Here is an 11988-nt window from a genome sequence, read left to right on the forward strand (position 1 = left end):
ATGAAAAACGTTGCGGATTTGCTAAAGTGGGGTGCTCTGCTGTGCAAGTTATCTTCCGCAAAACAGCCATGAAACTCCGTCCCCTTACCGGCACGATCACAGCCCTTGTGACGCCATTCAAGCCCGACCAATCCGTCGCCTATGACGACCTGCGCAAGCTGGTGGAGTTTCAGATAAAATCCGGCATCAACGGGATTGTCCCCGTCGGCACCACCGGCGAGTCCCCCACGCTTTCCCACGAAGAACACCTCGATGTCATCCGCGCGGTAATTGAAACCACGCGCGGACGTGTTCCCGTCATCGCCGGAACCGGCTCCAACTCGACCAAGGAGGCCGTTGAGCTCACCACCCTCGCCACCGAGGCCGGCTCCGATGCCGTGCTGGTTGTCGCACCTTACTACAACAAGCCGTCGCAGGAGGGCGTTTACCGCTATTTCGCCGCGGTCGCCGAGGCCACCGACAAACCGATCATCCTTTATTCCATCCCCGGTCGCTGCGGGATCGAGATCGGCGTGCCCGTCATCGAACGTCTTCGCGCCAAATACCCGCACGTGCGCTTCATCAAAGAGGCCGGCGGTTCCGTCGATCGCGTTGACCAAATCAAACACGCGCTTGGCAAGGACATGACCGTACTCAGCGGCGACGACAGCCTCACGCTTCCCTTCATGGCCGTCGGCGCCGAGGGCGTGATCAGCGTCGCCTCCAATCTGTTCCCCAAGGAGGTCGTTCAATTGGTCAACACCTGCTTGGACCACGATCTAGCCAAGGCCACCAAGCTCCACCGCAAGCTTTACCCCGTCTTCAAAACCCTGTTCATCGAACCGAATCCGGTGCCGGTTAAATTTGCTATGGCTCGTGCCGGCATCATCCGTGGCGACCTCGTGCGCCCCCCCCTGACTGAGCTCACCAAGCCGAACGAGCAGACGCTTCTGGCTGTGCTTAAAACCTTCGGTAAATAATCACCATGCCTCTGCGTATCGCTCTCATCGGGGCAAAGGGCCGTATGGGCCAAGCCATTACCGCCGCCGCCCAAGAATCCGGCGCTATCATCGCCGCCGCTCTGGATTCGGGTGACGATCTGGCTGCCGGCATCGCTCAGGCCGATGTCATTATCGACTTCAGCTCGCATCACATCACCGAGGAGGTGATTCGCCTCGCCCAAGCGGCCGGCAAGCCGCTGGTCATCGGCACCACGGGCCATGCCGCCGATGCGAAAAAGCTGCTGCTCGCCCAGGCCGCCCAGATCCCCACGGTTTGGTCGGGTAACTATTCGGTGGGCGTGAACCTGCTCTTCGCCCTCACCCGCCGCGCCGCCGCCGTGCTCGGCTCGGACTACGATTGTGAAGTCGTGGAAATGCACCACCGCTTCAAAAAGGACGCGCCCAGCGGCACCGCCGCGCGCCTGCTCGAAATCATTTTGGAGGAGCGCAAGCTCACCGCCGAGGCCCTGCGCCACGGCCGCGAAGGCATCACCGGTGAACGCACCGCCACGGAGGTGGGTATCCATGCGTTGCGCGGTGGTGACGTGGTCGGCGACCACACCGTGATGTTTGCCGCTCTCGGCGAACGCATCGAGCTGACGCACAAGGCATCCGACCGCGGAATTTTCGCCCGTGGCTCGATCCGCGCCGCCCTTTGGCTCATCGACCGCCCCGCCGGTGTTTACGATATGCAGGACGTGCTCGGGCTGCGCTAGTCCCAGCACCCAGCTTCGGCCTATTTCCACATGATCACCTCCATCCACGGCCTGCTCACGGCGGCAACACCCCTGCACGCCATTATCGAGCTCAATGGGTTCGGCTACGAGGTGAACATCCCCGTGACCACGGCGGAAAAACTTCCCGTCACCGGCTCGACGGTGAAACTGCACACCCACGTGATTTATCGTGAAGATGCGCAGACGCTCTATGGTTTCGCGACCCCGGCGGAGCGTGATTTTTTCCGCCTGATGATCGAGCATGTGACCGGTGTGGGCCCCAAGATGGCACTGACCATCATGAGTAAGCTTTCGCTTCCCTCGCTGCAGAGCGCGATCGGCAGCGGCGACATCGCAACCCTAGCCAAATGCCCCGGCATTGGCAAAAAGACCGCCGAACGCCTGGTAATCGAATTGCGTGCCAAGGTGGGTGTCACCGGCTCAGCCGAGACCGTACTTTCGGCCAGTGGAACCGGCAGCGAGGTGCCAGCGGCCAAGGCCGACACCAAGATGCGCGACGCGGTGCTTGCGCTCGGTGCACTCGGCTACAAGACCGCCGATGCCGATGAAGCCATTCGCCGCGCGATGCTGGCTCTGGGGCCAAAGGCGACGACCGAACAGCTGATAAAGAAAGCCCTCAGTGCCTAAGGCCAAAAGACAGGGATAATCGACCGCTTCGCGGGGCACTAAAACCGTCGATACGTCCCGGCCTTATACTCATTCGCGTTCGTGTTGAGATTTACGGAATCCTTGAGCTCACGCTCAAGGCCTGGAGTTTGGCCTCTGACTAGTTGGCCCGGAGAAGGCCGTAGAGATAAATGGGGCGTCGGGCCCATGGGAAAAAGCGTGGCCATGAACGATGGTGTCGGACCATGAGCACCACCACCAAAGTTCAGCGCATCATCCGCAAAAACAGTGAGCAGTGGTATGTGACATTACCCGCTTCCATCGCCCAGACGATGGGGTTCGCCAAGTCGGAGGCCGTCGAGTGGACCGTCACCGACGCGCATCATTTGGTCCTCTCACGCAGTCTGGTCGCGCCCGTTATGCCGGTCACGCCCGAGCTGGTGGACGTAGGCGTTAAAAAAAAGTCCAGTTGGGTTTATCCGATCGGCTGGGACGACTTATGAAACGGGCTTGTGCTGCGGCTTGCGCCGCCCCCGAGTGCGCCCGGAGACTGCAGGGGCATCTCATGGCGGCACTGGTTTCACCGTGCCGGGGGACTCTTACCAACCTGATTTGTCTGTGCGGGCGTGCCCAGCAGGACTGGACGGCCGACTACCGGTTGTATTCGCGTGACCGGGTGAAGCCGGCGGGGCTTTTCCGCACGGTCCTCCATGAGCTTGAGGTAAACCTGCCGGCGCTTACCCCGTTGGTGGCCGCCATCGATGACACCCTGGTACGCAAAACCGGGGTCAAGATCGACGGCGTCGGCTGGAAACGCGATCCGCTCGGCCCCGCGTTCCAAACCAACCTGGTGCGCGGCCAGCGCTATGTGCAACTCTCTGCGGCCTGGCCTGGTTCCGACGGACACGCCCGGATGATTCCGGTGGATTTCACCCACGCGCCGACGCCGCCAAAGCCGGGTAAAAAAGCCACTACCGACGAGGTTCAGCAGTACACGGAGAAGAAAAAACAGCAGCGGCTTAATGTCGTCGCGCTCGCCCGCATCCAGCAGCTTCGCCAGGCGCTGCCAGACACGCGCAAACTGGTGGTCGCCGGCGATGGCAGTTACACCAATGCGGTCGTACTCAAGGGCCTGCCCGCCAAGACCGTTTATATCGGCCGGATCCGCCGGGACGCCGTGCTCAACGCCCTGCCTGGACCACCCGCGGCCACCGGTCGCCCGCCGGTCTATGGCGCGCCGGTCCAGACCCCGGAAGAGCTGCGCACCGACGACACCGTGGCCTGGCAAAGCGTCGAGGCTTATGCGGCCGGAAAAAAGCACACCTTTAAAATCAAGACCCTCGGGCCGGTGCTGTGGCGTAAAGCCGGGGCGACGCTCCCGTTGCAAGTCATGGTGATCGCCCCGGTGGGCTACCGATTGCGCGCAGGCTCGAAGCTGCTCTATCGCCAGCCTGCCTTCTTGGTTTGCACCGACCCGGATATGCCCGTGGGTGACCAACTCCAGTATTACCTCTGGCGTTGGGGCATCGAGGGAAACTTCCGGGATGAGAAAACCCTGATCGGCACCGGCCAGGCACAACTGCGCACCGCCGCCTCCAACCGCAACCAACCCGCCGCCACCGTCGCCGCCTATGCGCTGTTGTTAATCGCCGCCCTGCTCTTCGGCGATCCTGCGGGGCAAACCCCTGATCCGCCGCCGCATCTTCGCCCGCCCAAATGGCGCACGCACTCTTCGGGCGCCTCGCCTGCGACCAGTTCCACGGGGGACCTCTTGCGCACCCTGCGCAGCGAATGCTGGGCCGACCAGATCGCCCCAGAGAGTTTCTCCGACTTCACGTCGACCGACCCTCCCTCCACGAACTCATCAAAAGCGCCACCCTTCTTGGCTGAAGCACTCTTCCGCGCTGCGTAACCGGGCCTCCGGCCGCTTCGCATCCACCTGCTTTTGGGGCCAAACTCCAGTCCTTGAGCTCACGCTCAAGGCCACAGTCTTCTTGAACACATTCCCAGTGGCCTTGAGCGTGAGCTCAAGGTGCTGCCAAAGGGGCATCCGCGCCCCCCGTTGAGCTCATTTTGAACGCGAATTGGAATTAGCCTGACTCGGTTACTCTGCGCCGCCGGATAAAAAGTCGCGGACCACGGCGGAAACCTGATCGCGAGGCACTTCCATTTCGGTGCGTGCGGCGAGATCACGAACTTTGACCACGCCCTTGGCCAACTCCTCGCCACCGTAGATCAACGCCAACTTGGCGCCCGACTCGCCGGCAGCCTTAAACTGCTTACCGAAGGCGACCTCTTTAAGCGGATAATCAACGCGGAAACCATCGGCCCGCAGCGACTGGATGTCGGCAAACGCCGCAGCCCGCTCCGCTTCGCCACCAATCACCACATACACGTCGGTTGACTGCGAAACAACGGGAGTAAGCCCGCGTTGCTCAAGTAGCAGAGCGAAGGTCATGTCACCCATGCCAAAACCGACCGCCGGCATGTCGTTATAGCCGAGCTTACCAATCAACGTGTCGTAACGGCCGCCGCCGGCCAGAGCCCGCAGTTCACCCTTGCGGTCAAACGCCTCAAACACGAAGCCCGTGTAATAAGCCAGCCCCCGGACCACGCCGAGGTCCACCTCGACAAATTTACCAAGGCCCATCGCAGAAAGGTTGCCCAAAAGCTTTCGCCAATCGGCCAAACGCGAACCGAGCTTGTCCCCGGGAATTGAGGCAACGGCGGATTCAAGCGCCGCCAGTGTTTTGATCTGCAGAAACGCCAGCACCTGGGCTTTGAGTTCCGGGGCGATTTCGCCAAACGCGGCGGTGTAATCCTTGAACGCGTCGTCGCCGAGTTTTTCAAACCGATCCACCGCACCGAGGATCGCACGGGTGCGCGGCTCATCGAGGCCGAGCGCCTCAAGGTAATAAAACCAGAGATTACGATCGCTCAGGCGCACATAGAAATCCTCAGCGGTTAACCCGAAGGAACCGAAGCACTGGATGAGCAGGGCGATTAACTCGGTCTCGGCCTCGACGCCCGGCTCCCCGAGAATGTCGGCGTTGAGCTGGAAAAAGCAGCGGCCTCGGCCCTTTTGCATGCGCTCGTAGCGATAGAATTCCGCGATGCTGAACCACTTGATGGGACGCTTGAGCGAGTTGGCTTTTTCACCCACCAAGCGGCACACGGTAGGAGTCATTTCCGGGCGCAAAGCGACCTCGCGTCCGCCCTTGTCGGTGAAGCTAAACAACTGGCCCTCGATCTCGTCGCCCGACTTGGTTTTGTACAGCTCGAGCGGTTCGAGCACCGGCGCGTCGTATTCTTGAAAACCGTAGGTCGACGCGGTCTGTCGCCAGAGGCGAAAAATGTGATTCCGACGCGCCAGCGCATCAGGATAGAACTCACGGAAACCGGGCAATGATTGGAACTGGGCCATGGAAGCGAAGACGTTGGAAACCGCCGAAGCCAAGGGCGATTCTAAAAACGCCCCGATTCCGACGTTATGTCACCGGACCGTAACGAAGCGACTTTGCTGCGCTTAGATTTCAGGGATTTTAACCTTGATGAAGCTTGATTGGGCCAACCGCGCTCGCCAACTTTTCAGCCTTTATGAAGAAAGCACTTATCACCGGTATCACAGGACAAGATGGCTCATACCTCGCCGAGCTCTTGCTCGCTAAGGGCTACGAGGTTCATGGCGTCATTCGTCGCTCGTCGACGTTTAACACCAGCCGTATCGACCACCTTTACAGCGATCCGCATCTGAACGGCGTGCGCCTTTTTCTGCACTACGGCGACCTCGCTGATTCGGTCCAGATGGTGAAACTGCTTTACCAGCTCCAGCCCGATGAGGTCTACAACCTCGGAGCCCAGTCGCACGTGCGTGTCTCGTTCGATGTTCCTGAATACACCGGCGACGTGGTCGGCCTCGGCGCCCAACGCATCCTTGAGGCAATCCGCGAAGCCGGACTGGTGAAAAAAGTGCGCTACTACCAAGCCTCGTCCTCGGAGATGTATGGTAAAGTCCAAGAGGTTCCTCAGACCGAAAAAACCCCATTCTGGCCGCGTTCGCCCTATGGTTGCGCCAAGATGTACGCCTACTGGCTCACGGTTAACTACCGCGAGTCTTACAATCTCCATGCCTCGAACGGTATCCTCTTTAACCACGAATCCCCTCGCCGCGGCGAGACGTTCGTCACCCGTAAAATCACCCGCGCCGTTGGCCGCATTAAACTCGGCCTGCAAGACTCCATCTACCTTGGCAACCTCGACGCTCAGCGCGACTGGGGTTACGCCAAGGAGTATGTCGAGATGATGTGGATGATGCTCCAGCAGGACCAGCCGGACGACTACGTGGTCGGCACCAACGAAACCCACAGCGTCAAAGAATTCTGCCAAGTCGCCTTCGCCCGCGCTGGATTGGATTGGGAAAAATACGTCAAATACGACGCCCGTTATGAGCGTCCGGCTGAAGTGGAGTTGCTCATTGGCGACCCCGCCAAGGCCAAGAAACAACTCGGCTGGGAGCCGAAGGTTCGCTTCAAGGAACTCGTCGAGTTGATGGTCGACCACGACATCGAACTCGCCAAGCGGGAGTCCCAGATCTCCAAGCTGCCCCCGCTCTGATTTCCACCGCCGCGCCGCGTCATGAAATACTACATCGCAGGACATCAAGGAATGGTGGGTTCGGCGCTGGTTCGCCGCCTGCAAAGTGAACCCGGCGCAGAGATCGTGGGGCGCACGCGGCGCGAACTCGATCTCACGTCACAGGCGGCCGTAGAGGCATTTTTCGCCCAGGAGAAACCCGACGTGGCCATCATCGCGGCAGCCAAAGTCGGGGGCATTCACGCCAACAACACCTACCCCGCCGACTTCATCTTCGAGAACCTCATGGTGGCCGCCAACACCGTGCACGCCGCCTATCGGCACGGGGTTAAAAGACTGCTATTCCTTGGCAGCTCGTGCATCTACCCCAAGCTTGCGCCGCAACCGATGCGTGAGGATTGCCTGCTCACCAGTGCGCTGGAGCCGACCAACGAAGCCTACGCCATCGCCAAAATCGCCGGCCTGAAGCTGTGCCAGTACTACCGCAAGCAGCACGGTGTCCTGTTTCACTCGGCGATGCCCACCAACCTCTACGGGGCCGGTGACAACTACCACCCGCAGAACTCCCACGTATTGCCCGCGCTGATTCGTCGCTTCGACGAGGCCCGTGCCACAGGTAAATCCGAGGTGGTCGCTTGGGGAACCGGCACGCCTATGCGTGAATTTCTCCACGTCGACGACTTGGCCGACGCGTGCGCATTCCTGCTTAAACAGGACAACCCGCCCGACTGGATCAACGTGGGAACTGGTACCGACGTGACCATCAAGGAACTCACCGAGTCGGTCGCTGCCGCCACAGGTTTTAGCGGCAAGATTACCTGGGATTCATCCAAGCCCGACGGCACGCCGCGCAAGCTCATGGATGTATCCAAGCTCTCCGGACTGGGATGGTCGGCGCGCATCGCCTTACGCGACGGATTGGCTCAAACCTACGCGTCGTTCCTCGCCGAACGCGCCGCCGGCACGCTGCGTAAGTAAGCGGGCGAACCTTACCCGTCAGGATCTTGTGGCCCCGAGCGTGAGCTCGGGGATGTTCGCCCCACCGAGTTCACGCTCGGAGCCACGAACCCTCGGCTCACGCCTCAGGCCACTCCGATTCTTAAAGCATTACAACTTCGCCGCCGCCGCCTCGTCCACCAGCCAAACCACACGATCGGCGCAGGTTTTAAGGATTTGCGACGGTACGTTCGTAGGGTCGTAAGGCCCACGCATGACACGGTGCAATGCATCGGCTTTACCCGCACCGAGCGTCATGACGACAATCAATCCGCACTGGCGCAACCCGGTCGGTGTAATGGTCAGGCGCCAACCTTTTCCGGGGACTTCCTGACCGCCGAAGGGCAGGCCGCCATCATCACTTAGCAGCGGCGTGCCAGGGAAAAGCGACGCGGTGTGGCAATCGTCACCCATGCCGAGAAAACACACGTCGTAGGCGCGCCCGGGGCCGGCAAGAATCAACAAGGTGCGGCGGTAAGCCTCAGCCGCTTCAGCAACGGGCCAGGCGACCATCCACGGGTGCCGACGATCGGTGGGCACTTCCAGCGGCGCGAGAAACTGCTGCTCGGCATTACCGAAATTGCTGTCCGAACTGCTCAGCAGAACATGGCGCTCGTCGCTCACCGTCCACTCAATCGCAGCCGCCTCAGTCGGGGTGATCTTTTGTCCTGAAACCAGCCACTGATACCATTCCTTGGGTGTGCCGCCTCCGGTGAGCGCCCAAAGGAAGCGAGAACGCGCGGTCTGTGCGCGCGCCTTGAGCCCCAAGTCCAGTGCCTGCTGAAATAGCTCCTCTTTGGTGCCGACGATGACTTGGCCGTAATCAGACTTAATTTCGCGCATGGTGTGTTTTAAGAAAATCGAACTGAGCGGGCGGCGATTTTTCGATTAGAAGAACATCGCCTCCCCGAGAGCGGCCTCGGGGTTGAGCAGGCTGACAGTAGTCGGTAAATGGGTCGTACCGGTGCCAAAATCCGCCGTGAAGGAGCCACTTCCATGCCCCAAATCGCCGCGCCAATTAAACTGATGCGCATTGCTGTAGTTGAAAACCAACTCAAATGAAACGCCCTTGGCGCATTCCTTGAGTTCAACCCGGATGTCATTGGCTCCGCAATTACCCAAGCGGTTTTGCAACCACGTTGCTAAAACGCGGGCTTCGGCCGCAACCGAGGGCTGGTAGATCAAGCTCACTGCGCTAAGCCCGTCGATGATGGCGGCCGGCGTATAGGCGCTGAGGAACTGGGCGATGGACTGGCGCACGGGCAGCAAACGAGCGTAGGCGAGGTCGCGAACCAGCTCGGGCTTGGGCCAAGCGAATGTCAGGGCGTCGGCAGGTGTAATCGCGCTGTCCAGGATGACCCGCTTCGAGCGGTTGAGCAGGTACTTGAATTGGCTGATGCGCGCGCTGGAGATGAAGCGATGGGGCCAGTAGTAGAGCGGCAGGTCGGAGGACAGGCAGATGGAAACCTGATTCTCGACGAAGGGACGGGCCGAAAACGGGTAGTTGAGCATCACGAATTCGCAGCAACGTGTGTCCCCCTTAGACTTCCCCAGATGACACTCGCCGTAAATTTTGGCCCGCATTTCAGTCGTGGTGGCCTCGTCGGGCATCGGACACAGCACGACCACGCGACAGGGATACCGGCGTGAAAAACGCACCGCGATCTGGAACTGTTCCAGCGCGTCTTCAACCGTGGTGTGCAGTCCAAGTTGGACGACAAAGTTGACCTGAGTGGCCTTGGCGTTGTCGTGCGCAGGTGCCGCCCCACCCTCGGCAGCCACATCGCTCCACATGCGCGTCATGCTCTTCTTGATCGTTCCGACTGGAACTTCGATACCAGGCAAGGCGTTGAAAATTTCAGACATCGTGAGGGTAAGCTGCTGCTCCCGATTGTGCGCCACGCCGGATCACCCGGCTAGGCGCACACAAGAGGAGAACTGATTTTGTTCGTTTTAAGTTTGGGGTATGGAATTTCCCGCCGCGGGGCCCTTATGGCTGGCGCCAGAGGTGATTATTCTTGGCCAAGAGGGCGTCGGCATCGGCCGGTCCCCATGAACCAGCGGGATAGTTGTCCATGCCCACCCGACCTGCGGCGGCCCATGCCTCAAGAACCGGAGTATAAAGTTTCCACGAAGTCTCCGCCTCGTCGCCACGGATGAACAAGGTGCCGTCACCGGTCATGGCATCGAGCACGAGCCGCTCATAGGCCTCCGGTGTGTTGGAACCGAAGGTCGTCGAATAATGGAAGTTCATCTTCACGGGCTGGGTGCGGGTTTCCAGTCCGGGCACTTTGCCGTTGAGCACCAAACTCAAGCCCTCGTCGGGCTGGATTTGGAATGCCAGGGTGTTGGGTGCCAGATTGAACCGCTCGCTCTCGGCAAACAAGGTGCCAGGCGGGCGTTTAAACTGCACGGCGATCTCGGTAACGCGACGGGACATGCGTTTGCCCGAGCGAAGATAGAAGGGCACTCCCTGCCAGCGCCAGTTATTGATCGAGAGCCGGATGCCCGCGTAGGTCTCCGTTCCCGACTCGGGATGGATGCCGCCCTCTTCGAGGTAACCCTTGGCCGGTTTGCCGCCCATCATGCCGGTCGCATATTGGGCCCGCACCACATCGCCGCCAGGGCTGAGGTCCAGCGGCTGAATCGCCCGGAGGAGTTTAACCTTCTCATCACGGATGGCCTCGGCGTCGAGCGACACCGGGGGTTCCATCGCGGTGAGTGCGACGAGCTGCATCGTGTGATTCTGGATCATGTCACGGAGCGCGCCGCTTTGCTCGTAGTAGCCGCCGCGGGTTCCCACGCCGACCTCCTCGGCCACGGTGATCTGCACCGAGTCGATGTAGTTGCGATTCCACAACGGCTCGAAAATCGAGTTGGCGAAACGCTGCACCAAAAGGTCCTGTACGGTCTCCTTACCGAGATAGTGGTCGATGCGATAAACCTGGTGCTCCTCGAACACCTGGCGAATCGTTTGATTGAGCTCGAGGGCGGTGGTCAGGTCCTTGCCGAACGGCTTTTCGATGATGACCTTGGAGTGGTGCGGCTGCCCGAGGTATTTTGCGGCCAGTCCACTAGCACCCAGGTTGAGCAAAATCGGCGCGAAAACCGAAGGCGGGGTCGAGATGTAGAACAACGCCTGAACCTCGCGGCCGAGCGTTTTCTCGATGCCGGCGATGTGCTCCGCCAGGCGGACGAAGGCAGCGGGTTCATCGTAGCCACCGGCCACATACGTGGTGCGCGAGGCCACCCGGCCCCAGACCTCCTCGTTCAACTCGCGCCTGGAAAACTCATTGATCGCATCGGTGGCGTCCTGACGGAATTGCTCGTCGGCGATCGCCTTGCGGCCGTAACCGATCAAGAAAAAATCGGCGGGGAGCAGGTTGTCGTAACTGAGATTGTAGATGGCAGGAATGAGCTTGCGCGCGGTGAGATCGCCCGAGGCGCCAAAAATGACGACCACAGTAGGCGGACTGCCGCGATGTTTGCTGAGACCTTGCAGGAAGGGGTGACGTTGAGCTTCGGCCATGGAAGGGCAAATACCGCCCAGCCAAAGGCGAGCAAGCAAGGCTAATGAGGTGAATAATGCGCATGCTTTAGGCGAGTTTCCCTCATGGTCGAAAGTGCTTGGGAAACAGCTCGATATTCTCGAAGTGGCGAACCTCGGTTGAACCCGAAGACGACACGGCGACCTCGATCACATCGAAGCGAAAGGTGCGAGGGCGTGGTTGCAACGTGCGCAGGTAAGCGGTGGCGGCGCGGCGGACCACTGTCTTTTTGCGTTTATCCACAGCGTAGTAGCCCGCAACCAGGGCGCCGGCGGCGCGAGTCTTGACCTCGACGAAAACCAGCACCTCGCCATCGCGGCAGACCAAGTCGAGTTCGTCGCGCCGATCATTGGGGTCGCGCCAGTTGCGCGCCACCACGGCATAGCCCTGATTTTGCAAAAAGACCGCAGCAAGTCGTTCACCCCGCTCGCCGGTTTTTTCATTCATGGAAAACAGCTTTGGGCCTAACCAGGATTTGAGTCGTTGCCACATGGTGTACCGCGTCACCGAAACGGGGATTGAATTGTC

General features: G+C 60.3%; 12 protein-coding genes. 7 read left to right on the forward strand and 5 right to left on the reverse strand.

Going from position 1 to position 11988, the window contains the following annotated elements; translation table 11 throughout:
* The first annotated feature begins 68 nt into the window (after positions 1-68).
* The 5 genes from H2170_06045 to H2170_06065 all read left to right on the forward strand — a co-directional run bounded on the left by H2170_06045 (position 69) and on the right by H2170_06065 (position 4235).
* Positions 69-959: a 4-hydroxy-tetrahydrodipicolinate synthase gene (locus H2170_06045; GenBank protein MCS6299649.1), complete on the forward strand. Its 891-nt coding sequence runs from the start codon at positions 69-71 to the stop codon at positions 957-959.
* A 5-nt stretch (positions 960-964) separates the two neighbouring features.
* Positions 965-1696 (forward strand): 4-hydroxy-tetrahydrodipicolinate reductase, encoded by a 732-nt coding sequence (locus H2170_06050; protein ID MCS6299650.1) that lies wholly within the window; start codon positions 965-967, stop codon positions 1694-1696.
* Positions 1697-1726: 30 nt separating this feature from the next.
* On the forward strand, positions 1727-2344 hold the full coding sequence (gene ruvA, locus H2170_06055) for a Holliday junction branch migration protein RuvA (protein ID MCS6299651.1): 618 nt from the start codon (positions 1727-1729) through the stop codon (positions 2342-2344).
* A 224-nt stretch (positions 2345-2568) separates the two neighbouring features.
* Positions 2569-2826: a hypothetical protein gene (locus H2170_06060; GenBank protein ID MCS6299652.1), complete on the forward strand. Its 258-nt coding sequence runs from the start codon at positions 2569-2571 to the stop codon at positions 2824-2826.
* A 62-nt stretch (positions 2827-2888) separates the two neighbouring features.
* On the forward strand, positions 2889-4235 hold the full coding sequence (locus tag H2170_06065; protein MCS6299653.1) for a transposase: 1347 nt from the start codon (positions 2889-2891) through the stop codon (positions 4233-4235).
* Positions 4236-4427: 192 nt separating this feature from the next.
* On the opposite strand, the gene H2170_06070 is transcribed toward H2170_06065, so the two are convergent.
* A complete protein-coding gene (locus H2170_06070) occupies positions 4428-5747 on the reverse strand; it encodes a histidine--tRNA ligase (GenBank protein ID MCS6299654.1) in 1320 nt (439 codons plus the stop codon).
* A 173-nt stretch (positions 5748-5920) separates the two neighbouring features.
* Between H2170_06070 and gmd the strand changes: the two genes are divergently transcribed.
* Together gmd and H2170_06080 are read left to right on the forward strand one after the other, a co-directional pair.
* Positions 5921-6937, forward strand: a complete 1017-nt coding sequence (gene gmd, locus H2170_06075; GenBank protein ID MCS6299655.1) for a GDP-mannose 4,6-dehydratase — start codon at positions 5921-5923, stop codon at positions 6935-6937.
* 21 nt (positions 6938-6958) lie between these two features.
* Complete coding sequence (locus tag H2170_06080; GenBank protein MCS6299656.1) at positions 6959-7894, forward strand: GDP-L-fucose synthase; 936 nt, start codon at positions 6959-6961, stop codon at positions 7892-7894.
* Between the two features lie 129 nt (positions 7895-8023).
* Here H2170_06080 and H2170_06085 read toward each other — a convergent pair whose 3' ends face one another.
* From H2170_06085 to H2170_06100, 4 genes are all read right to left on the reverse strand, one after another.
* Positions 8024-8755, reverse strand: coding sequence for a 6-phosphogluconolactonase (locus tag H2170_06085; protein MCS6299657.1), 732 nt, complete (start codon positions 8753-8755; stop codon positions 8024-8026).
* A 45-nt stretch (positions 8756-8800) separates the two neighbouring features.
* Positions 8801-9778, reverse strand: a complete 978-nt coding sequence (locus tag H2170_06090) for a glucose-6-phosphate dehydrogenase assembly protein OpcA (protein ID MCS6299658.1) — start codon at positions 9776-9778, stop codon at positions 8801-8803.
* A gap of 124 nt (positions 9779-9902) precedes the next feature.
* The gene (gene zwf / locus H2170_06095) at positions 9903-11441 is read right to left on the reverse strand and encodes a glucose-6-phosphate dehydrogenase (GenBank protein MCS6299659.1); all 1539 of its coding nucleotides are present in this window, start codon (positions 11439-11441) and stop codon (positions 9903-9905) included.
* Between the two features lie 82 nt (positions 11442-11523).
* Complete coding sequence (locus tag H2170_06100; GenBank protein ID MCS6299660.1) at positions 11524-11952, reverse strand: YraN family protein; 429 nt, start codon at positions 11950-11952, stop codon at positions 11524-11526.
* Positions 11953-11988 lie beyond the last annotated feature (36 nt).

It is taken from the genome of Opitutus sp., assembly GCA_024998815.1.
In the GTDB taxonomy this organism is placed as follows: Bacteria; Verrucomicrobiota; Verrucomicrobiia; order Opitutales; family Opitutaceae; genus Rariglobus.

Bases quoted from the DNA above. Each gene is read 5' to 3' on its own strand.
- H2170_06045 (MCS6299649.1), top strand. From the start codon at position 69: ATGAAACTCCGTCCCCTTACCGGCACGATCACAGCCCTTGTGACGCCA.
- H2170_06050 (MCS6299650.1), top strand. From the start codon at position 965: ATGCCTCTGCGTATCGCTCTCATCGGGGCAAAGGGCCGTATGGGCCAA.
- ruvA (MCS6299651.1), top strand. From the start codon at position 1,727: ATGATCACCTCCATCCACGGCCTGCTCACGGCGGCAACACCCCTGCAC.
- H2170_06060 (MCS6299652.1), top strand. From the start codon at position 2,569: ATGAGCACCACCACCAAAGTTCAGCGCATCATCCGCAAAAACAGTGAG.
- H2170_06065 (MCS6299653.1), top strand. From the start codon at position 2,889: ATGGCGGCACTGGTTTCACCGTGCCGGGGGACTCTTACCAACCTGATT.
- H2170_06070 (MCS6299654.1), bottom strand. From the start codon at position 5,747: ATGGCCCAGTTCCAATCATTGCCCGGTTTCCGTGAGTTCTATCCTGAT.
- gmd (MCS6299655.1), top strand. From the start codon at position 5,921: ATGAAGAAAGCACTTATCACCGGTATCACAGGACAAGATGGCTCATAC.
- H2170_06080 (MCS6299656.1), top strand. From the start codon at position 6,959: ATGAAATACTACATCGCAGGACATCAAGGAATGGTGGGTTCGGCGCTG.
- H2170_06085 (MCS6299657.1), bottom strand. From the start codon at position 8,755: ATGCGCGAAATTAAGTCTGATTACGGCCAAGTCATCGTCGGCACCAAA.
- H2170_06090 (MCS6299658.1), bottom strand. From the start codon at position 9,778: ATGTCTGAAATTTTCAACGCCTTGCCTGGTATCGAAGTTCCAGTCGGA.
- zwf (MCS6299659.1), bottom strand. From the start codon at position 11,441: ATGGCCGAAGCTCAACGTCACCCCTTCCTGCAAGGTCTCAGCAAACAT.
- H2170_06100 (MCS6299660.1), bottom strand. From the start codon at position 11,952: ATGTGGCAACGACTCAAATCCTGGTTAGGCCCAAAGCTGTTTTCCATG.